The sequence below is a fragment of the Variovorax paradoxus genome, assembly GCF_029919115.1.
Classification (GTDB): Bacteria; Pseudomonadota; Gammaproteobacteria; order Burkholderiales; family Burkholderiaceae_C; genus Variovorax; species Variovorax paradoxus_O.
The window spans coordinates 4,270,930-4,291,137 of the sequence record NZ_CP123990.1; the positions used below are offsets into that span (position 1 = coordinate 4,270,930).

The following is a 20,208-nucleotide window of genomic DNA, read 5'->3' on the forward strand; positions in this document are numbered from 1 at the left end:
TCCGGTGGTGTAGCAAGGAGAGTCTGCACTTCAATGGTGGTCGACGACGATGACATCACTCGTGCGGCAACTGCAGAGATGCTGGTTGCACTTGGCCATGTGGTGACGCAAGCGTCCAGCGGCGAGCAGGCTCTTGCGGATTTAGAGAGGCACCCAGGTATTCATGTCCTCATGGTGGATGTCGGACTGCCCGGAATGTCGGGTGCGGCGCTCGCAGAAGCCGCTTGCCGACGCCTGCCTGGCCTGAAGGTGGTGTTCGCTACAGGGCAAGATGTCGCCCTTCTCCCCACAACGCTCAATTGCTTGTTAAGCCCTATGACCGGCAGGCCATCGGTGAAGTAATGCGCAGGGTAGCGATGGACGTTGCTCGTGCAACGTAAATGATTCGGGCACGCACCTGCTGGCTTCGAGGATCGGACGCCAGGCCGGTACACGCTGCTGGAGCGCTTCATTACCGGACCGTCCAGTTTCCACAACGCCGGACTGCGACGGCGCATTTCGTCGGTTGGATGGTTCGTCAATACGACCATCCTTCGTGCGAGGCTCGGTCCTTGCAAGTTCGCAGTACCGTCGGGCCCGAGCCCTCGACAAGAAAGAGATCCGCCACGCCAAGCCCAAGGTATCGCCGAGCTTTTCCAGCACCGCGACCGCTTCGCTCGCGATTTCGGTGGCGATCCACACAAGCCGCAGTCCCGTGCCTGCCCCTTGCTATTGACCCGCTTTCGGCAGGTTCAGGCTCTTCACAATGGGGTTCCAGCGTGCGATCTCTGCGTTGAGAAGCCGCTCCATGTCTTCAGGACTTCCACCTTGTGGCTCCATGCCGATGGCACGCGCGCGCTCGACGAAGGCCGGATCCACAATCACCTCGTTGATCGATTTGTTCAGTCGGGCCACCACATCCCTGGGGGTGGCCGCAGGCGCGGACAGGTAGTAGCGCAGCGGCGCCTCGAAGTCGTAGCCGAGCTCCTTGAAGGTCGGCGCTTCGGGTACCTGTGGCAGGCGCCTGGCGTCCATCACCCCGAGCACGCGGAATTTTCCGGACTTGATGTGCGGCAAGGAGCTCGTGATCGAGGTGCCGTACACATCGATGGAATTGCTGAGCATCGCCTGGATGGCGGGTGCGTCGCCGTTGAACGGTATGTGATTGGTGCGAATGCCAAGCGACTTCTCGAACGCCACGGGTGCCAGGTTGCTCAGGATCGCCGCGCCCGGGGAGCCGCGGTTGATGGCGCCCGGGTTCGCGCGGGCGTAGTCCACCATTTCCTTGATGTTCTTGTACGGCAGTTCGGTGCGGCCGACGATGATGGTCGGCTGGTACGCCACCTGCGACACCGCCGTGAAATCCTTCTGCGGATCGTAGGGCAGCTTGTCGAACAGGACGGTATTGGTGCCGAGCATGCCGACGAACGACATGACCAGGGTCTGCCCATCCGGCCGGGCCTTCGCCACGTAGTCGGCGGCGACCACCGCGCTGCCGCCGGGCTTGTTCTCAACGATGGTACGTGCGCCGCGCTTCGTCAGTTCGTCGGCCAGCAGCCGCAGGTAGGCGTCGGTGCCGCCGCCCGCGGCGAAGGGCACCACGATTTTGGTCGGCTGTTGCTGCGCCATGGCGGCACCGACCATCGATGTGATCCCCAGGATTCCGAAGAAGAGTCTGCGGCGGTTCATGGTTGTCTCCTGTTCTTTCCTGTTGGCGCACCTGGCGGGCGGGATGCCAACCCGGGCGCACGAATTATTTCGGGGGCATGTGCCCCGCGGCTTCTCGTGAGGTGCAAACCAACTTTGCACAAGGCTCAGGGATTGCGTGAAACGGTCCTCCTACACTGCTCCAGGCGCGGCTTGCCCGCCTGCCTTCCCACAACCCACAGGGAGTCCCCCAAGACCATGCGAGCAGCAGTCCTCGAAGAATTCGGCCAGCCTTTGGTGATCCAGGACGTGGCGATCGGCGCGCCGGGACCGAACGAAGTTCTCTTGCACACGGCGGCCGTAGGCCTGTGCCACAGCGATCTGCACTACATGCAGGGCATGCGCAAGATCCCGCTCCCCGGCGTGCTCGGCCACGAAGTGGCCGGCGTCGTCGCGGCCGTTGGCAGCGGCGTCAAGGACCTGCAGCCAGGCGACCACGTGGTCGGCGCGCTGTCGGTGTTCTGCGGCACCTGCATGCAGTGCCTGGGCGGCCGGTTCGCTTTGTGCATGGACACGGACGTCAAGCAGCCTCCAGGGAAGGCCCGGCGGTTGTCGCACGCAGGCGACCCCGTCAGCCAGGTGTTCAATCTCTCGGGCTTCGCCGAGCAGATGCTGGTGCACCGCAACGCACTCGTGAGAATCCGCAAGGACATGCCGCTCGATTGCGCGGCGCTGCTGGGCTGCGCGGTCATCACCGGCACTGGCGCGGTGTTCCGCAGCGCCCGGGTGCCAGCCGGTGCATCGGTGGCGGTCGTGGGCTGTGGCGGTGTTGGCCTGGCGGCCGTCAATGGCGCCAGCATCGCCGGTGCCGCGCGGATCATCGCCATCGATAACGTGCCCTCAAAGCTGGAGCTCGCGCGCAGGTTCGGCGCCACCGACACCGTGCTCGCGAGCGAGGGCGACGTCGTTGCGAAGGTCGCCGAGCTCACGCAGGGCGGTGTCGAATTCTCCTTTGAGTGCATTGGGATCGCAGCCACCGTGGAGCAATGCTTCAAGATGCTGCAGCCCGGCGGAACAGCGACTGTCGTCGGCCTTTTCGCACCGGGCGTCAAAGCTTCCATCGAAGGCAGCGACTTCTTCCTGGAAAAAAGGATCCAAGGTTCGGCGCTGGGTTCAGCGCGCATCCGCGAGGACATTCCGCGGCTTGTCGAGCTCTACATGCAGGGCCGGCTGAACCTCGACGACCTGGTGTCGCGTCGTATCCGGCTGCAAGACATCAACGAGGGCTTCGCTGCGATGACGCGCGGCGAGGTCGCCCGCAGCGTGATCGTGTTCGATGGGGTCGGCGCTTGACTGCCGTGCAGCCTTGTCTCCCGTGGGCGATCTCGCTTGAGTGAACGGCGCGGCGGGCGGCGTCGACTGCGCGATCTGCAAGGTCCGGCTGGAAGCCATTGCCAGTGCGGACGCCACCGACAGGCGCGGCCGGCGCCGTCTTTCGACCTGCCTCAGCGCACCATGCAAGGCTTTTTATTGTCGAAAGTCCATCCCGGAATCAGGTATTGCATGGCCTGCGCATCGTTGCGAGCACCGAGCCCGTGCTTCAGGTAAAGCTGGTGCGCCTTTTCGACCTCGTCCATGTCGAGCTCGACGCCCAGCGCGCCGCGTGTCGGCACCTTCACGAAACCGCCTTCGATCTGCAGCGGCGCCTTGGTCAGGTGCTGGCCGTCCTGCCAGATCCAGTGCGTGTCGATAGCCGTGACCTTGCCCGGTGCCGCCGCCGCCACGTGCGTGAACATGGCGAGCGACACGTCGAAGTGGTTGTTCGAATGCGAGCCCCAGGTGAGGCCCCAGGCCTGGCACAGCTGCGCCACGCGCACGGAGCCCTGCATGGTCCAGAAATGCGGATCGGCCAGGGGAATGTCCGCCGACTGCACCGAGAGGCTGTGCCATCTCGCGCCAGTCGGTCGCAACCATGTTGGTGGCGGTCGGCAGGCCCGTGGCACGGCGAAACTCCGCCATGACTCGGCGGCCGGAGAACACGCCTTTGCCTCACTGGACGCAATGTCTCACGTGCCGGTGGTGAGCGTCAAAAACGTGGGGTGCCCCTCAGATATCCGGTCACCAGCCGGGCCCCTTCGTCGATGAGCGCTTGCATCCGGTCTACGGTCAGCTCTTTGGAGTGGTGCAGCACCGCGTTGTGCGTCAATGCCTCGATGGCGGTCACGCATACGAATGATGCGAGTTCGAGATCGTCGACGCCGAGTTGGTCTCGAGTGCCTTCCAGGTAAGCGCTGAAAAGACTGAAGTTCTCTCGGCTGAAGGAATGGATCTTTTCGAGCTTTCCAACGCGCGGAATCTGCTCTGCAAGCACTCTATGCAGTTGCGGATCGATTCGATGCGCCTCCACCGCGACTGAGACGAACCTGTGCACGGCTTCTTCAAGCGGCTCGTTCGAGACCTCCGCCAGCTCGCGGCGGACCTTTTGCATGAGCTGCTGCTGGTGGCGCTCTATCACCGCGGCGACAAGTGCCTCCTTGCTGGGAAAGTATTGATAGAGCGAGCCGATGCTCACGCCCGCAACTTCGGCAATGCGGTTTGTGCTCGCCTTGTCGAAGCCATCCTTCACCAGAATGCGAGCAGTTGCCTCGACGAGGGTATCGACAGTCGCGCGCGACCTCTCCTGGATCGCGATTTTCCTGGGCCTGGTGATCGGTTTTTTTGCCACTTTTCAATGCCGTCAATGCGAGTAGAAAAAGCGAATGATCGCTCATATTCTCGGAAGACACGGAAGCGCGAAGCAAGCATTCTGCATGCGAACCCCGTGAACCATCTCAGGAGATTTGCGAAATGAACGATACATTGCATCGCCTCTTCACCTACAAGGCTTGGGCCAACGACGAGCTATTGGCGGCGCTCTCTGGCCTTGGCGACAACTCACCGGTCACTGCCTTGGCCGTCAAGGCGTTAAGCCACACGTATGTGGTCGACCGCATCTTTGCCGCGCACCTCAGGCGGGCAACTCACGCGTACCCCTCGGCGAACTTGAGCGAGATGCCAAGGCTCGAGGCCCTGGCCGCGGATCTCAAGCAAAGCGACAAGGAATACATCGACTATGTATCGACGCTTGATCTTCCGGAACTGGCGGAAACAATCGATTTCGCGTTCACTGACGGTGCGCCGGGGCGCATGTCTCGCGAGGAAATGCTCATGCACGTCGTCACGCATGGAACGGGACATCGCGGGCAGGTCAGCGCAGTGATGCTGCTCAATTCAATTCCCTCGGCCAGGGATGGCTTCGCAACCTATCTGCATGAGGCGGAAGCCGCGACGAGAAGGCGGTCTACTCGATGATCGACGTCCGGAATCGCCCAGGGCTGCCATTGCTCAGAGAGCCCGCAGCCAACGGCGCGCTTTAAGCCAAGAGGAAACAGACAGCGAAGGCTGCTTCGGAGCAAGACCGATGACCGCTTGGCGCCCCAGGGCTAAACTGCTCGCGCGGTAGCCCGCCGCACAATCTGTGATCTAGCAAATATCGCGCCCTGTCTATGTTGGGAACCGAGGCAATCGGCCTCGTTCTTCGACAGGATCACGATCATGATCCCTTCCCCACCGGCTGTTTCAGCGCTTCGCCAGCGCTTGCCCGCTGCCGACCAAATCTTGCCTGCTGCTTCGCGCCCAAGTCAGCCACCCTCCATCGCGATCAAACCAGAACCGCAGAACTTCGCCGAATCAGTTCGCCAATCAGATCCACCATCAATCTGACACGAGGCGAGCGACGAACGTCGGGGTGCACGACGCACCATATTTCTCGCAGCATGTGTCGGTCTGCGCCTGGAACTTCGATCAGAGCGTCGTCTGTGCGTGCCAGAAACGAAGGAAGCATAGCGAGTCCCATCCCGGCTCGGCAGGCCTGGTGCACCGCTGCGAGATCGTTGCTGCGCAGGACGAAAGGTCGCTCACCGGCGATGCGCGCGAGCAACTGCTGGTGAGGCACTTCGTTTAACGCATCGGCATAGCCGACGAAGCTCCATTCCGACTCGGCCCGTGAGAGCCAGGTCGGTGTCCCGTAAAGGCGAAAGCTCAGTTCGCCCAGCTTGCGTGCGGCCAATCCAGGCTCGTCCGGTCGCATGAAGCGAAGCGATAGATCCGCTTCGCGGCGATGTAGGTTGGCCGTTCGAACCTCCCCGACGAGATCCAGGTCGATGCCCTTCCATCGGTCAGCGATGCCGGCGAGGCGAGGTACAAGGAACTGGCTCACAAACACTGGCGGCGCGGATATGCGGACTGTTCCGTGCATGCTCGTGGCCGATATGGCTGCACGGGTGAATGCCAAAGCTTCGAGCTCGAGACGCTCCGCCGGCGCGACTAGCGCCTCTCCTTCGCTCGTCAATGTCCAGCTCCTCTGAAGCCGGTCGAACAAGCGCACGCCGAGGCTCGCCTCCAGCGCGCCGACACGCCGCGCGACGGTGGAGTGCTCGACCTTCAGTGTTCGCGCAGCGCTGGACAAGCTCCCTTCGCGAGCCACCGCCAGGAAGAAGCGCACGTCGTCCAATGCAGACGAGGCCTGCGCTGAGGGAATATGTTGATCGGGTAATTTGTGCACAGCAGATGCGAAGAAATCTGGAATAGGCATGAGGTCGCCTGGCCCCTAGCATCGCCCCCTTCATTCGCTCACAGGGATCTCGACATGACCTCGGTTTCACACATCATTCCATACGGCCCTCCCCTGTCGCTCGACGTTGCGCGGAAGATTGCCTCCGCCGCAGAGTCCGAAGCGAAGGCGAACGGCTGGCCCATGGTTATTGCCGTCATGGACAGCGGTTCCAACCTGGTCGTCTTGCACAAGATGGATCAAGCCCAGACTGGAAGCGTCACGATTGCGCAGGCAAAGGCGGAGAGCGCCGTGCGGTTCAAGCGCCCGACCAAGGTGTTTGAGGAAGCGCTGACGACAGGTGGCATCAATCTGAGACTACTGGCGACGGACGGTGCATGTCCGCTCGAGGGAGGACTCCCGCTGATGGTGGGGGGCCAGTTGGTTGGAGCGATCGGTGTTTCTGGCATGCAATCGACACAGGACGCGCAGGTCGCCGCCGTCGGCGCCAAGGCGATGGCAGACGCTGGTTGACTCGCCCGGCGCTGAGGGCGTACACCCACCAAAGACGTTGACACGGGAAGCGCTCGCGTCACCGATGCTGCTTCCCGGAGTATGCGGTGCCGCTTAGCGGCATGCCATCGTCAACCGGCCGCAATTGAACATATTCATGTCGGCAGGGCTTATGGGCGAGTCGAGACTCGCCGGCTTCGATACATCAGATGCAGCAGCGCTGCCGCGGCTAATATTGCCCCGATGGTGAACAGGATTTCGTTGCCCACACGAGCCCTTTGTCTGGTTACCGCATCTTGACCGTCCGCCGGCAGGATGGCCAAAACGAATTCTGGCGCAAGGCCCGAAGGCCGGTTCGGGCCGGCTGAAGCCGGTCGCGACACAATCCCGAGCGGGCCCTGAGCAGTCCGTGGAAACTTCGTCAAACGATCACTCGGTCGAAGCTTCATGGTTACGCCGGCAAATCCGCCAAGCTACCCGTCGGAGCTCATTCGCAGAGCTTGATCCAGCGTTCGAGCCGGCCCGTTACGCGAGAAGTGTTGAGTCGGCCGGTCGAGCCTTCCATATCTTCGGTGCCTTCGCTCTGGCATAGCAGCACAACCTCTTCACGCGCGTCGCCCGTGCCGAAGAAACCTTCACGATCAAGTTGTTCCATCGCGGCAATGCAAGCCTCGAAGAGGCCTGCGTGCAGCACGTCGAATTCAACGTCGCAAGGCAAGTCGCTGCGATGGCATGGCAGGATCATGCGGTAAGCGATATCGAGGAACTCGCCGCCCTCCGCGTAGGGCCACTCTGCAAAGCACCAGACCTCGCTTTCATCGTCCATGTCGCCCGGGGCGCCCAAAGCGAGATTGCTCGCAGCATGCACGATGGTCATCGCACCGTCATCGCTGCCAAGCGCGAAAAGGCGGATGGTCCCGTCAGGATGGGCCGCCCGGATCGCTTGGAAGGCACGGCGAGCACCTTCGCGAATCTCTGCGGTGAGCAAGGGGAAGTCGATGCGGGCCGGATCGTGTATGCCTTGGCGCATCCGCTTGTAGCCCTGCGCCTCGATCTCGTTGCCGCGCTGCGCAAGGGCATCCTTTGCGGCTTGGGGACTTGCGAACTCGGAGACCATGGAGCGTCCCATGGTCTTCACCTTGCCGTTCGCGGCCCACAGCGAACTGCCGAATTGGCGCAGCTCGTGAAAGTCCGTCGGCGCCTCATTGTCAAACCGGTAGAACAGTGACCAAGTCATCGGCAGGGAACTCCTTCTGGGGCGCAATGTCACCCTCTTGTTGTTGAGGGCTTTTCAAGCGGCTTCTTTCAGCCGAATTTTGCCGGTGCGGCGAAGGACCGGTCGTGGCCGACTGTAGGCCGCGCGCGGACTGTCGCGCCGACAGCAAAAAACGGGCGCTCAGAAGCTGGCATGGCGGACAGCGTTGTTTCCCGGACCGTTTAACGCTAAAACGCAGCGAACTCCCACACATGCTCTTTGCCATGCAGCGCTACAAACTCTTTTAGCCGCTCTAGGTCTGCACGTTGGTCTGGATCCAGACCTTCGTGCTGGCCGCCGAGGACATGATTCAGCGCTTCGGGCGTCACTCGAACGACCACCAAGTCCTCCAGCAATACGGCAGGGTCCCCTTGGTTCCACTTCACCGCGTCGCCACACAGAACCGAGAAATCCAGCGAATTCATTACGTCCATGTCGACCACTGTCAGATCGTCCAGCGCATCTGCTCCTTCTTCACCCAAAGGTTTCAGTCGCTCAGGGTTTTCTTCGTGGATGAATGTGATGCCAATCATGGTTGCTGTGTTCCGCTCGTCGTGTGAAGAGGAAGTATCACTTGGCAGTGTGACGAGGGACCACGCCTGACCACATTGTGCTGGCTCGGCGAATGACCGGTCCTGGCCGCGTGGTGCTTTCTGCGTTGACCGTACAGTTCGTCCACATGAACTTCGCGGGCGCCCCATAGCGGTCATCGAGGCGATGAAGCCAAGCTTCGCGAAGAACCCAGCGGCGCCTTCTGTTCCGGCCCGAAGCACCCAGGTGATGTTCGGTTCCGACCCGACAAGGCGCTCGACGAGTGCCTGCCCGATGCCTCGCCGCCGGTGCGACTCGGCTACCACCACCATGGACACGTACCCGTTGGCAATCCCATCGGTGATCGCGCGAGCGAACCCACGATTTGGTCAGCACCCGAGCCAAGCCGCGCATCATGTCGATGTGCTCAGCTGCAGTGTCCTTGAACCAACTCAGCGCCACCTTCTTTGCATGCGGCTTGGATGAGCGAGTGAAGCTCACGGGCTTGCGGAGATTTTTTCGGAACCAGTCACGAAGCTCGTAGTACCGCTCAACTTCGTGCTCCAGGAGCAATCCTTGTGTCTCGAGTTCTCCGACGGCCTGAAACAAACCTTGCCTTCGTCCGGAATCGATGTCGTTGCTGTGGATTACAAAGCGAATGAACATTTCGATGAACCTGGTGCCCGCGCCGAACGACCGGTCTCGGCCGGAGACCGAAGTGCAATACTAGGCCTCAGCAACAGCCGCGATGGAAATCTTCAGGCCCGGAATTCGTGCAGGCAGCTTCGCTCCCTGCCGCGCAGGCGGATTGGATGGGAACCACCTGAGCCACTCCTCGTTCATGCCCACAAAGTCATCCTCGTCAGCGAGGACGACGGTGAAGCTCACCGCCTTGTCCATGGAGCTACCTGCTTCCTCAAGAATCGCTTGCACGTTGGTCAGGCACTGTCGAGTTTGTTCCTGGATTGTGCTGCCCACTATTGCACCGGTGACGACGTCCGCTGGCGAGGTGCCGGAAACGAAAACGAGGCCAGCGGCTTTGACGGCCTGACTGTATGTCTGCGGTGGCTTGGCAGCCTTCGATGTGAAAACAATATGACGAGCCATTTGTTTCTCCAGCAAAAAGGGGGGGCTCCAATCAGCCGTCGACAACGAGAGACGGCTTCTGGCCGATTGTTGACGCGCTGCGGGTTGGCGTGCACGCACCTTCTTTGTCGAACGTCCAATCGAGGGGATGCGTTGGAGCGGCCCCACGATGTTCGCTCCTGGCCGAAAACAGGCCGAACCGCCGCGACCCTTTCGAAGCGCCGGCAGCGTCAGCGTTTAGCGGGGCACGCCTGTTGGTCGATCATGCCCGGGGCCTCCGGCGCTTCACCTAAGAACGTAGCTCGCCAGCACACTCTGCACCTCGTAGATGCTGAGCTTCTTATTGAATTGCTTCTGAATCGGAGTGGCCGTTCCTGAGATCCAGATCTTGAGCTCAGCGTCGAGATCGAAGGTACCAGCTGTCTCGACGCTGAAGTGCGTGATGCTTTTGTAGGGAATGGAGTGATATTCAATCTTGCTGCCGGTGATGCCTTGCTTGTCCACCAAGACGAAACGCTTGTCGGTAAACACGAGGTAATCGCGGATGAGCTGGTAGGCATGCTCAACCACTTCCCCATTCGCCAAGATCTGGTGGAACTCCTGCTGGATCTTTGCCGGATCGATCTTGGACGCGTTGCCAAGCATCCCATCAAGTAGTCCCATGGCTGCTTCTTTCGAGATTGTTGATGTCCGCTGTCGGAGGTTCAAAGCCCCTACCGCCATCCATTTCGCGGCAAGGCACCTCCAGGTGCCGTTTTACCTTCATGCCTGGAACCGCTCAGCGGAAAGGAACGCTGCGGTACGGGCTGCGGGGGTCGCTCAACAGCATGCGGTTCGTGCGCAACAGGTGTTCTTCGCGCGCGTCTGAATAGCGCCAGACCAGCCCGGCGGCAATGTACGCGGCACTCACCTGCGACCAATCGGCATAGGCCTCGCGCACCTGCGAGTTCAACGCACCCGCGAAACTTGTGAATTCTTCGCGCCCAATGAAGCCGAGCTGCACAGCCCAACGCGACAGGCTCGCCAGCCTCACGGCATCCCATGCGACCAGGTTCGAGATCTGGGGCGGCGAAACGTTGAAATGCTTGCGCAACGCGTTGACCCAGCTCTGGCTGCCCATCGTCAGTTGGCTAAGTTCCGATACCGGCCGCCCGCTGTCCGCCGACAGTGCGCGATAGTCCAGGCTCTTGCGCGCCTTGATCTGGAAGAACGCCGGAAAACACGCCTCCATGACCAGCCGGAGCACGGCCGGCGTGCTTTGGGTCGCTGCATCGATCGCACCGACGGCCTGCCATGTGGAAAGGTAGCTTGAACGCTGCCCCTCGGCGGCGAGCCAGTGGGCCATTTGTTCGAAGCTTTCGCGGTCGTGCACGTTCCAGACTTCCGAGATGCCCTCGCGCAGCGCCTCATCGTCCTTCCCGGTGGCAAGCGCATTCACATGGTCGCCGTTGAACGCCGAGAGAGGCGCGCTCAGCGTGACCAGCCACCGCTCTTCGGCGGTGAGCGATTCTTCGGTGCCGAAGTTGAGCTTTTCGTTGTCGAGCAGCGCGTGCCCGAGGGTGTCCCTGATGCCCATCGATTCCCCTCCAGGTTTTATGACCGTATTGCCCCTGATCGATGCTGGTCGATCCAGCGGCGGAGGCGATCTTAAACCGCGATGGTGGGCGCCTGAACTGTCGCCTTGCTGCACCTCGCGTTGTGCACCTGCTCGACCGCGCAGCGTGCGCCTGCGAAGATTCACCCTTGGCCCAGACCTGAAACAGCACACAGCGCTTGGCGTCTTCGGCCGGTGCTCTGCAGTGCCTGACGAGGCTCGTACCGCACGCTCCCTTGTGAGTGCCTGACAGTGATGACGCATCCATCAGGCCCCTGCGGCCGTCCTGCCGCGCCACCGCCATCCCGCGATCTCCGGCATGTCCTCGCCCTTGGTGGTGACGTAAGCCCGATGCGCCAGCAACTGTTCGCGCAGGTGCTGCTGAACATGCGCCGCGCTGTTCATCAAGCGCGGCACCCGGTCGATCGCATCGGCGGCGAGATGGAAGCGGTCGAGTTGGTTCAGCACGGTCATGTCGAAGGGTGTGGTGGTCGTGCCTTCCTCCTGGTAGCCGTGCACATGAAAGCCCCCGTGGTTGGCCCGCTTGTACGTCAGGCGATGGATCAGCGCCGGATAGCCGTGGAACGCGAAGATCACCGGCTTGTCGGTCGTGAAGATCGAATCGAACACCGCGTCCGGCAGGCCATGCGGATGCGCTGACGGCGACTCCAGTGCCATCAGGTCGACCACGTTCACCACCCGCACCTTGAGCTCGGGCAGGTGCGTTCGCAGCAGGTCGACCGCCGCCATGGTTTCGAGCGTGGGCACGTCGCCGGCGCAGGCCATCACCACATCGGGCGTGACGCCGGCATCGTTGCTGGCCCAGTCCCAGATGCCCAAGCCGACACTGCAGTGCCGCACGGCGGCCTCGATGTCGAGCCACTGCGGCGCGGGTGCCTTGCCGGCGACGATCACGTTCACGTAGTTGCGGCTGCGCAGGCAATGGTCTGCCACCGACAGCAGCGTGTTCGCGTCCGGGGGCAGATAGACCCGCACCACCTCGGCTTTCTTGTTGACCACATGGTCGATGAAGCCCGGGTCCTGGTGGCTGAAGCCGTTGTGGTCCTGCTGCCAGACATGGCTGGTCAAAAGGTAGTTGAGCGACGCGATGGGGCGCCGCCAGCCGATGTGGCGCGTCACCTTCAGCCATTTGGCGTGCTGGTTGAACATCGAATCGATGATGTGGATGAAGGCCTCGTAGCACGAGAAGAAGCCGTGGCGTCCGGTGAGCAGATAGCCTTCGAGCCAACCTTGGCAGAGGTGCTCGCTGAGCACTTCCATCACGCGCCCGTTGGGCGCGACGTGGTCGTCGGTCGGCTCGATGCGTGCCGTCGAAGTCCGGTTGGTCACTTCGAGGAGCGCACCCAGGCGGTTCGACACGGTCTCGTCCGGGCCCATCACCCGGAAGTTCTGCTGTTCGTCGTTGCGCCGCATCACGTCGCGCAGGAAACCGCCGAGCACCCGCGTGGCTTCGCCTTGCGAGGCGCCGGGCGACTCGACCGCCACGGCATGGTCGCGGAAGTCCGGCAGCTGGAGGTCGCGAAGCAGCGCGCCGCCGTTGGCGTGCGGATTGGCGCTCATCCGGCGCTGGCCACGCGGCGCGACGGCGGCGATGTGGGCGTGGAGCCTGCCCTGGGCGTCGAACAGTTCCTCGGGCCGGTAGCTGCGCATCCAGTCTTCGAGCAGGCTGATGTGCGCCGGGTGCTGCGCAAAGCCGGTCAGCGGCACCTGGTGCGCGCGCTGCGTACCTTCGATCGGCGCGCCGTCCACCACCTTCGGACCGGTCCAGCCCTTGGGCGAACGCAGCACGATCATCGGCCACCGGTGCCGGCGGGTGAAGCCGTCTTGGCGCGCTTCGGTCTGGATCGCGCGGATGACGTCGAGCACCGTGTCGAGCGCCAGGGCCATCGCGCGATGCATCGTCTCCGGATCGTCGCCGGAAACGAAATGCGGCTCATGGCCGTAGCCGCGCATCAGCTGGGTGAGTTCCTCGTCGCCGATGCGCGCCAGCACCGTCGGGCCGGCGATCTTGAAGCCGTTGAGGTGCAGGATGGGTAGCACCGCGCCGTCGCGCGCGGGATTGAGAAACTTGTTGGAATGCCAGCTCGCCGCGAGCGCGCCGGTCTCGGCCTCGCCGTCGCCGATCACGCAGCACGCGATGAGCCCCGGGTTGTCGAACACGGCGCCGTAGGCGTGCAGCAGCGAGTAGCCCAGCTCGCCGCCTTCGTGGATCGAGCCCGGCGTTTCAGGCGCGACATGGCTCGGGATGCCACCAGGAAAGGAGAACTGGGTGAAGAGGCGCTGCATGCCGTCCGCGTCGAGGCCGACTTCCGGGTAGACCTCGCTGTAAGTGCCCTCGAGCCAGGTGTTGGCGACGACGCCGGGGCCGCCGTGGCCCGGGCCGGCGACGAAGAGCGCATCGAGGTCGCGCGCGACGATCGCGCGGTTCATGTGGGCGTAGACGAAGTTCAGGCCCGGTGTTGTTCCCCAGTGGCCGAGCAGCCGCGGCTTGATGTGCGCAACTTCCAGTTTGCGTTGGAGCAGCGGGTTGTCCATCAGGTAGATCTGTCCGACCGACAGGTAGTTGGCCGCGCGCCACCAGGCGTCGAGCAGCCTGAAGTCTTCGGGAGGGGCGCGTTCGGGTGGGCGGTTCATGGGCAGGCTCCGGGGGTTGGATGAAGGGAAAGGACTTGGCAGGCCTCGTCAGCGATCACCTGTTCTTCGTCGGTGTGCATGACGAGCATGGCGATCCGAGCGTCTTCGGGCCCGGGCGGCATGTCGAGCCAGGCGAGATGGCGACATACGGCGTCTCGCACAGCCGGCTGGTTCTCGCCGACGCCGGCCGTGAACACGAGCGCATCGAGCCCGCCGAGCGTGGTGGCGATCGCGGCCACTTCGCGCGCGATGCGCAGTGCATACAGCGCGAGCGATTCGTGTGCCTCGGGCACGTCGCTCGCGAGCAGTTCGCGCACGTCGCCCGAGACGCCGGACAGCCCCAAGAGGCCCGAGCGGTGATAGAGCATGTCTTCGACCATGTCGATCGACTGACCGGGCTGCCTGAGCAGATGAATCAGTACGCCGGGGTCGAGCGCGCCGCTGCGCGTGGCCATCTGAATGCCGTCGAGCGTGGAAAAGCCCATGCTGGTCTCGCGGCTCGGACCGTGCAGCAAGCCGCACAAGCTGTGCACCGCTGCCCAGATGCGCGACCACGACGCGACCCGTGGCGATCCCGGGGTGCTGCTGCCGCAGCTGCGACGCGATGCATTGGTACGACAGGCCATGAAAGCCGTAGCGCCTGATGCCCTGGTCGAACAGCGCGCGCGGCAGCGCATAGCGGCGCGACGCAGCGCTCTGGCTTCGGTGGAAGGCCGTGTCGAACGAGGCCGACTGCGGCAGCGCCGGTGCGACGCGCCGCAGCGCATGGATCAGTCGCAGGCTCTGCGGCTGGTGCAGCGGCGCGAGCGACGCCAGTGCCTCGATTGCGGCGAGCGTGCCCTCGGTGATTGCCACAGGGCCGTCGAACGCGTCCCCCCCGTGCACGACGCGGTGGCCGGCCGCGACGAGCCGTGCGCGGGGCGCGGCATCGTTGACCCAATCCAGTGCCTTCGCCATCACGCCAGACAAGGCATCGGGCGACGCATCGAAGGTGCATCGGGCAATGGCGCGTGCCGCGCCGGCGTCGATCGCGAACAGCCCGAGCTTGATCGATGAGGACCCGGGATTGAAGGTCAGCAACACATTGCCTGTCATGGGCCATCATGCACCGCTTCCCCGGTCCGCGGTGTCTTGAATGGTCTCGCTCGCGCAAGCGCCTGCGCAGCGGACACTTTGGCGGGCGGATCGCGCGGCTCGCAGCGCTTCGCAGGCTCGCTTGCCGTCGATGCAGCCCGCGCCGGCACGTGGATGGCGTATTCGGACCCGTCCATCGCCAAGGCGTCCGCAATGGACCGCATCGGGCCCACTGGCCAAGTTCGACCTCTCGCGTGGCGGGTTGATCCGGTGCCAAGCGTTGGAAACACGATCTCGACAGGGGCATTCCGCTGGGCTCGGGCCCACGCTCGGCCGGGGACGCATTCAAGGTTTTGCGAAATCCGATGGCCGCCGACGTGCTTCGCCTGTCCACGAAGCGCCACACTTCGATGATCACGCCACAGAAACAGGCACGCGGCGCGGTTTGGTGATCAACTGCGACTTCCATGGCACACAAGGCCGCAACAACACCTCCCGCCTCTGCGCGCCCACCGCCGTGCACGCGTTCGGTGGCAGCGTCGTGTTCAGCGACACCTTGATGTCGCGCTTACACGTTCAGTCATCCAAGCACGCTCGGCATACGGACGCCCGCCAGCCGTCGCAGGCGCTGGGCCTGTGCTTGCTCTGTGCGCTGCTCTGGTGGCTGTCGGCGGGCAGCGCGCTGGCGGCCGTCAACTGCACTGCGACTATGGACAACGTCGCATTCGGCACGGTCGACTTGGTCGCCGGGGGCTCCCCCTCGCCCGCCAACGCCACGCTGAACTACACCTGCACGAATGACGGGCTGCTCACCGAACAGGCCAGGGTCTGCTTCAACATCGGCGACGGCAACGAAGGGTTGGGAAACTTCAATCCGCGCGTCATGAAGAATCCTGCGGGGAACACCTTGAGCTTTCAGCTCTACCAAGCGACGGGCGGCCTGGTGTGGGGATCGAACGGCAATGCGGTCGCGCCGAACCCCTTTACCGTTGGACTGAGCATCCCGCCTTGGACGCTTTTCGGCGGCGTGGGGCGCGTCTCGGGAAGCACCAACCTGCGCGGGGAACTGGTCGCAGGCCAAAGCACGGTGCCGCCAGCCATCTACCAAGACGATTTTTCGGGTGGGCACACCTCCATCATGGTCACATCGAACGCGTTCGCCATGCCCACCAACTGCAACAACGTACTGCTCTCCAACAGATTCGCTTTCAGGGTCACAGCGACGGTGGCCAAGAGCTGCCTCTTCACGGCCGATCCCCTGAACTTCGGTACGGTATCCGGCCTGCCTGGCGCCGCCGATGTCGACCAGGCGAGCACGATCAGCATCATCTGCACGACGCCGACCGCGTACACGGTCGCCCTGACACCGTCCAATGGCTCGACAACCGGCGCCGGCGCGATGACGCCGACAGGTGGTGTGCCGGGCAACACCGACTCCGTCGCGTACCAGTTGCACCGCAACGCGGCCCGTTCGAGCCCCTGGGGCAGCACCGCCGGCGCGAACACGGTCGCAGGGGCCGGCAACGGATTGGCGCAGGCGCTGACGGTGTACAGCCGTGTCCTCGGCAGCAGCGCCAACGTGCGCCCCGACAGCTACCGGGACGTCGTGACGGTCACTGTCACCTACTGAAGCGCGGGGGCCGGCGGCCGAAGCGGCGATCCGTCCAGACGCCATCGAAGTCATACACCGAACAAACGTCCGCTCCCGACGAGGGGTACGCGTCCCGGGATCACGTGTGCTCTTAGGGCCCGGCGAGCCACCCGCGTGCGATGCGGCATCCACTCGACAAGGGGCCGATGGACGGGTCGCGACGTCCCCTTGTTTGGCGTGGTCCGGGGACCATGCGGAAGCCCACCCCAAGTGCGCGCCCGGCGCGAGGCGCCATCGCAGATTCGAGGCGCCCTTCGGATCATCGCCTGTGCCGTGTGTGCACGTGGGCAGCTTTGCCCGGCTGCGCTCCCGCTGAACGCGCCGGTCGTACCGGGCAGCCTACGAGTAGGTGATCTCATGCGGATGGAATGGAACACCTCGTTCCATTCCCACCAGCTTGACCCTGACGCAATCGCCGCTCATGCCGGTGATGACGCCGCTCACGCCCGCGATTTCGACCAAGCCGCCGCGCCGCGCGGGCACGGAGAACTTCTGCCGAATGCAGGCGAGCGTGTCGTTCTTTTTCAGGGGCATGTGTGTCCTCGTGAGCGAAAAAAACCCAGCGAGCAGCTGGGTGTGAACCTCGGTGCGGTGGCGCACTGAGGTCCCGCAGAGGAAGCGGGAGTACTTAAGTTAGGTCCTCCCCCCGTTTGCAAGCGTCGGACAAGGGCCTGCTTCCGATGACCGCATCGGCTGACACGCGTTGCGAGCCCTTCGGAGGGCCTTTCGTGCGGCCCAACACCGCGATGGGCCGCTTTTTGCGCACCAGGTCACGCTGCGGCCACATCTTTGTCATCGCTGGGCCTTTTGTTAACAAATCCCCGTAGAGTCCGCTTTTTTAACGTTCCGGCACCCAGTTGTGCCCGAACGTTCGCTTCTGCCCTGGCGACTCGCTGCGCAGCGGTGCCATCCAAGGGAGCAGAGTGCGATTCCACAAAATTGATGGAGGCAGGGTCGTGGCCGCGTGCAATTCAGCACAGCCCGACGCCTTGCCTCGCCATCTCGCACAGACGGCGCGAGTCCTATCTCCCCTCGTTTGCATCCTGGCATTCGGCGCCTCAGCGGCGCTGGCCAATCCGGGAGGCATCGCCGCGCCGGCGGCCGCCGATCGCAGCCACGCGTCCTACGACGCCCGGCAACACGACGCGCTGATTGGCGCGCAACGGGCGGGACGCATCACGGCCGCTCGGGCATTCGCGCAATTGAAGGCGTGGCTCGCCATGCCCCTCAGCGACGCCGAACGCCAACGCATGGTTTCCGACGCGGTCGTGCTCGCCGTGGACGCGGGCCAGTTCGCCGATGCGGCGGCCCTCGGTCGCGAGCGATCGCCCGCCAGAGTGAACAGCTACGCCCTGGGGCCATTGGCGGGAGCCGCACGCCGCGCGCAAGACCTTGCGCTGCAAGGCGAGACCGTTGCGGTCTGGCGCGCCCGCCTGCCCGATGCGCGGGATCCGCGGATCCATGAGGGCTTCTGGCGCCTCGACAGCGGGGACACCGCCGAGGCCCGAGCCATCCATCGTGCGCTTGCCGAACCCGCGCCCACGGAAACCGCCGAGCGTGTCGCATTGCTCGAACTGCATGCGGCCATCGCGCGTGCCGAAGGGCACCCGCTGGAGGCGAGCTTGGCATACACCGAGATCGCCGCACTGCAGCCCGCAAGCCGCGATGCGCACCGCGAAGCGGCGTTCCTGCTCGCATCGAATGGCGCGGCGTCGCCCGCTTTCAAGGACGCCGAAGCGGCCGAGCAGGCACGCCCTGGCACTTTCTCTGCGCTGGCGTTGTCGACGGTGCAGCAACAGGCCCTCGCCCAGCAGTTGCGCTGGGCCGTGCGCGAACGCGACGAACTCGTGGGCCCTGCCCGCGTGGCCGCGCTCGACAAGGTGCTCGCACGACAGCAAGGCGCGCTGACCGTGCTGGATGCATCGGCGCTGCGTGCCGAACCGATGGACACCGACGCATGGCGCGCGCTTCGCCTGCGCCTGGAGTCCGATCGCCTGCTGGCACTCGTCGAGCGTGGCCGCCCTGCCGATGCCATCGCGCAGTACGAGATGCTGCGCGCCCGCGGCGCCAGTCTCCCGCCGTACGCGCTCGGCGCGGCGGCGCGCGCATTCGCGGAAGAACGCCGCTCGTCCGAGGCCGTGCCGTTGTTCGAAGCGGCCGTCGCCGCGGGGAACGCGAGCCTGCCGATGCCCGATCCGATCTATCTGGGGCTGGCCTATGCCTACCTCGACACTGGGCGCTTCGAAGAAGCCGACGCGCTGCTGACGCGAATCGAAGCCGCCACGCCGGCGCTGATGCGGCTCGCGCCCGAAGTCGGCCGCCCCAATGACCAGTACACCGACATGAACGGCATGCGCGGCATGCTGCTGCTCTACGGCGACCGGCACGCGCTCGCGCAACAGCGCTTTGCCCTGTTGACCGGCGAAGCGCCCCTCAATTCCGAATTCGCCGCCGGCGCTGCACAGGCCGAACGGTTGCGCGACCATCCCGAAGCGGCGCTCGCACGCTTCGAGGCGCTGGCCGCCGACCACCCGCTGGACATCGGCGCGCGCACCGGCCATGTCGAGGCGCTGCTCGACGCGGGCGAGTTTGCCGAAGCCCGCCGCCGCGCCGCGTCGCTCGAAGCAGACGCGCCGGACACGGCGCAAGTGCGCGAGCTGGGCCGCACACGACGCGCGACCACCGGCTCCCGGCTTGATGTCGATGCCGAGGGCTCGACGGGCGGCGGCGCCATCGCAGATCGCGAATGGCGCATCGACAGCCGGCTCAGCTCGGGCCTGATCGACGACGAATGGCGCGTGTTCTACGACCAGTCGCTCGGGCGCGGGGATACCTCGATCGGCAATGCCCGATGGGCGCGCAGCGGCCTCGGCCTGAACTGGCAGCGGGGCCCCTGGCTGGCGGAAGGTACCGTGCAAGGTTCGAACGCCGGACCCTACCGATCCAGCGCGGCCGGGCGCATCGACTACCGCGCGGCAGACGCATGGCGGCTCTCGGCCACTTTCGATGGCGACAGCAAGGAATTGCCGTGGAAGGCGCGCGTCGCCGGTATCGGCGCCCGCGAGACCGGCGCCACCATCGGCCATGTCGTCAACGAGGCGCGCCGCTTCGATGTGCAATGGCGGCGGCTCGACTTCAGCGACGGCAATCTGCGCAACGCCCTCGATCTCACCTGGCGCGAACGCTGGGTCAGCACACCGCGCTTCCAACTCGAGACGCGACTCGGTGGCGGCACCAGCCACAGCCGCCAGCAGGCGGTGCCGTACTTCAGCCCATCGCGAGACGCCAGCACCGAGCTGACCGTGCGCGCGCAATGGCTCCACTGGAAACGCGACGACCGGCAGTTCTTTCAGGCCGTCGAGGCCAGCGGCGGGCGCTATCACCAAGCCGGCTTCGGGGCCGGTCCGCTCTGGTCCCTGCGCTACGAACACAAATGGCTCCTGGGCCCGAAGCTGACCCTGCGATACGGGCTGGGCATTTCCGGCCATCCCTACGACGGTGTGCGCGAACGACAGCGCAGCGTCTTCATGAACCTTTCGATGCCCCTGCCGTGATGCGAACCCACCTCCTCCCCTTCCTGCGCCTCGCCGCTGCCTGGCTGCTGCTGGGCCTTGCGCTGCCGGGCCAGGCGC

General features: G+C 64.3%; 16 protein-coding genes and 3 pseudogenes. 6 read left to right on the forward strand and 13 right to left on the reverse strand.

What is annotated here, in order from left to right; all coding sequences use genetic code 11:
• Positions 1–33 precede the first annotated feature (33 nt).
• Positions 34–342: a response regulator gene (locus tag QHG62_RS20575; RefSeq protein WP_281147529.1), complete on the forward strand. Its 309-nt coding sequence runs from the start codon at positions 34–36 to the stop codon at positions 340–342.
• Positions 343–708: 366 nt separating this feature from the next.
• Here QHG62_RS20575 and QHG62_RS20580 read toward each other — a convergent pair whose 3' ends face one another.
• Positions 709–1,668: a Bug family tripartite tricarboxylate transporter substrate binding protein gene (locus tag QHG62_RS20580; RefSeq protein ID WP_281147530.1), complete on the reverse strand. Its 960-nt coding sequence runs from the start codon at positions 1,666–1,668 to the stop codon at positions 709–711.
• 216 nt (positions 1,669–1,884) lie between these two features.
• Between QHG62_RS20580 and QHG62_RS20585 the strand changes: the two genes are divergently transcribed.
• Positions 1,885–2,979: a Zn-dependent alcohol dehydrogenase gene (locus tag QHG62_RS20585; RefSeq protein WP_281147531.1), complete on the forward strand. Its 1,095-nt coding sequence runs from the start codon at positions 1,885–1,887 to the stop codon at positions 2,977–2,979.
• 152 nt (positions 2,980–3,131) lie between these two features.
• Here the strand turns inward: QHG62_RS20585 and QHG62_RS20590 are convergent.
• Together QHG62_RS20590 and QHG62_RS20595 are read right to left on the reverse strand one after the other, a co-directional pair.
• Positions 3,132–3,663, reverse strand: a pseudogene (locus QHG62_RS20590) (enolase C-terminal domain-like protein); the annotation flags it as partial.
• A 49-nt stretch (positions 3,664–3,712) separates the two neighbouring features.
• Positions 3,713–4,351, reverse strand: coding sequence for a TetR/AcrR family transcriptional regulator (locus QHG62_RS20595; RefSeq protein ID WP_281147532.1), 639 nt, complete (start codon positions 4,349–4,351; stop codon positions 3,713–3,715).
• 122 nt (positions 4,352–4,473) lie between these two features.
• Between QHG62_RS20595 and QHG62_RS20600 the strand changes: the two genes are divergently transcribed.
• Complete coding sequence (locus QHG62_RS20600) at positions 4,474–4,977, forward strand: DinB family protein (RefSeq protein ID WP_281147533.1); 504 nt, start codon at positions 4,474–4,476, stop codon at positions 4,975–4,977.
• Between the two features lie 349 nt (positions 4,978–5,326).
• On the opposite strand, the gene QHG62_RS20605 is transcribed toward QHG62_RS20600, so the two are convergent.
• On the reverse strand, positions 5,327–6,259 hold the full coding sequence (locus QHG62_RS20605; RefSeq protein WP_281147534.1) for a LysR family transcriptional regulator: 933 nt from the start codon (positions 6,257–6,259) through the stop codon (positions 5,327–5,329).
• Between the two features lie 54 nt (positions 6,260–6,313).
• Here QHG62_RS20605 and QHG62_RS20610 point away from each other — a divergent pair, with 54 nt between their 5' ends.
• The gene (locus QHG62_RS20610) at positions 6,314–6,751 is read left to right on the forward strand and encodes a GlcG/HbpS family heme-binding protein (RefSeq protein ID WP_281147535.1); all 438 of its coding nucleotides are present in this window, start codon (positions 6,314–6,316) and stop codon (positions 6,749–6,751) included.
• 466 nt (positions 6,752–7,217) lie between these two features.
• Here the strand turns inward: QHG62_RS20610 and QHG62_RS20615 are convergent, their stop codons facing one another.
• The 8 genes and pseudogenes from QHG62_RS20615 to QHG62_RS20650 form a co-directional block, all read right to left on the reverse strand.
• A complete protein-coding gene (locus QHG62_RS20615) occupies positions 7,218–7,967 on the reverse strand; it encodes a DUF4303 domain-containing protein (protein WP_281147536.1) in 750 nt (249 codons plus the stop codon).
• A 206-nt stretch (positions 7,968–8,173) separates the two neighbouring features.
• Positions 8,174–8,518, reverse strand: a complete 345-nt coding sequence (locus QHG62_RS20620; protein WP_281147537.1) for a hypothetical protein — start codon at positions 8,516–8,518, stop codon at positions 8,174–8,176.
• A 189-nt stretch (positions 8,519–8,707) separates the two neighbouring features.
• A pseudogene (locus tag QHG62_RS20625) lies at positions 8,708–8,884 on the reverse strand (GNAT family N-acetyltransferase); the annotation flags it as partial.
• A 358-nt stretch (positions 8,885–9,242) separates the two neighbouring features.
• Positions 9,243–9,623, reverse strand: coding sequence for a RidA family protein (locus QHG62_RS20630; protein WP_281147538.1), 381 nt, complete (start codon positions 9,621–9,623; stop codon positions 9,243–9,245).
• A gap of 264 nt (positions 9,624–9,887) precedes the next feature.
• Complete coding sequence (locus QHG62_RS20635; protein WP_281147539.1) at positions 9,888–10,265, reverse strand: PH domain-containing protein; 378 nt, start codon at positions 10,263–10,265, stop codon at positions 9,888–9,890.
• Positions 10,266–10,380: 115 nt separating this feature from the next.
• Positions 10,381–11,292, reverse strand: a complete 912-nt coding sequence (locus tag QHG62_RS20640; RefSeq protein WP_281147540.1) for a DUF1266 domain-containing protein — start codon at positions 11,290–11,292, stop codon at positions 10,381–10,383.
• A gap of 171 nt (positions 11,293–11,463) precedes the next feature.
• Positions 11,464–13,851, reverse strand: coding sequence for a phosphoketolase family protein (locus tag QHG62_RS20645; protein WP_281147541.1), 2,388 nt, complete (start codon positions 13,849–13,851; stop codon positions 11,464–11,466).
• A pseudogene (locus QHG62_RS20650) lies at positions 13,848–14,946 on the reverse strand (acetate/propionate family kinase). The gene QHG62_RS20645 and the pseudogene QHG62_RS20650 overlap by 4 nt, the downstream one beginning before the upstream one ends.
• A gap of 427 nt (positions 14,947–15,373) precedes the next feature.
• Between QHG62_RS20650 and QHG62_RS20655 the strand changes: the two are divergent.
• Positions 15,374–16,555: a Csu type fimbrial protein gene (locus tag QHG62_RS20655; protein WP_281151728.1), complete on the forward strand. Its 1,182-nt coding sequence runs from the start codon at positions 15,374–15,376 to the stop codon at positions 16,553–16,555.
• Between the two features lie 360 nt (positions 16,556–16,915).
• Here QHG62_RS20655 and QHG62_RS20660 read toward each other — a convergent pair whose 3' ends face one another.
• Positions 16,916–17,110, reverse strand: coding sequence for a hypothetical protein (locus QHG62_RS20660; RefSeq protein ID WP_281147542.1), 195 nt, complete (start codon positions 17,108–17,110; stop codon positions 16,916–16,918).
• 422 nt (positions 17,111–17,532) lie between these two features.
• Between QHG62_RS20660 and pgaA the strand changes: the two genes are divergently transcribed.
• Complete coding sequence (pgaA, locus tag QHG62_RS20665) at positions 17,533–20,130, forward strand: poly-beta-1,6 N-acetyl-D-glucosamine export porin PgaA (RefSeq protein WP_281147543.1); 2,598 nt, start codon at positions 17,533–17,535, stop codon at positions 20,128–20,130.
• Positions 20,131–20,208: the final 78 nt, after the last annotated feature.

Coding starts and splice junctions, on each gene's coding strand:
- QHG62_RS20575 (WP_281147529.1), top strand. CDS start 34: ATGGTGGTCGACGACGATGACATCACTCGTGCGGCAACTGCAGAGATG.
- QHG62_RS20580 (WP_281147530.1), bottom strand. CDS start 1,668: ATGAACCGCCGCAGACTCTTCTTCGGAATCCTGGGGATCACATCGATG.
- QHG62_RS20585 (WP_281147531.1), top strand. CDS start 1,885: ATGCGAGCAGCAGTCCTCGAAGAATTCGGCCAGCCTTTGGTGATCCAG.
- QHG62_RS20600 (WP_281147533.1), top strand. CDS start 4,474: ATGAACGATACATTGCATCGCCTCTTCACCTACAAGGCTTGGGCCAAC.
- QHG62_RS20605 (WP_281147534.1), bottom strand. CDS start 6,259: ATGCCTATTCCAGATTTCTTCGCATCTGCTGTGCACAAATTACCCGAT.
- QHG62_RS20610 (WP_281147535.1), top strand. CDS start 6,314: ATGACCTCGGTTTCACACATCATTCCATACGGCCCTCCCCTGTCGCTC.
- QHG62_RS20615 (WP_281147536.1), bottom strand. CDS start 7,967: ATGACTTGGTCACTGTTCTACCGGTTTGACAATGAGGCGCCGACGGAC.
- QHG62_RS20620 (WP_281147537.1), bottom strand. CDS start 8,518: ATGATTGGCATCACATTCATCCACGAAGAAAACCCTGAGCGACTGAAA.
- QHG62_RS20630 (WP_281147538.1), bottom strand. CDS start 9,623: ATGGCTCGTCATATTGTTTTCACATCGAAGGCTGCCAAGCCACCGCAG.
- QHG62_RS20635 (WP_281147539.1), bottom strand. CDS start 10,265: ATGGGACTACTTGATGGGATGCTTGGCAACGCGTCCAAGATCGATCCG.
- QHG62_RS20645 (WP_281147541.1), bottom strand. CDS start 13,851: ATGAACCGCCCACCCGAACGCGCCCCTCCCGAAGACTTCAGGCTGCTC.
- QHG62_RS20660 (WP_281147542.1), bottom strand. CDS start 17,110: ATGCCCCTGAAAAAGAACGACACGCTCGCCTGCATTCGGCAGAAGTTC.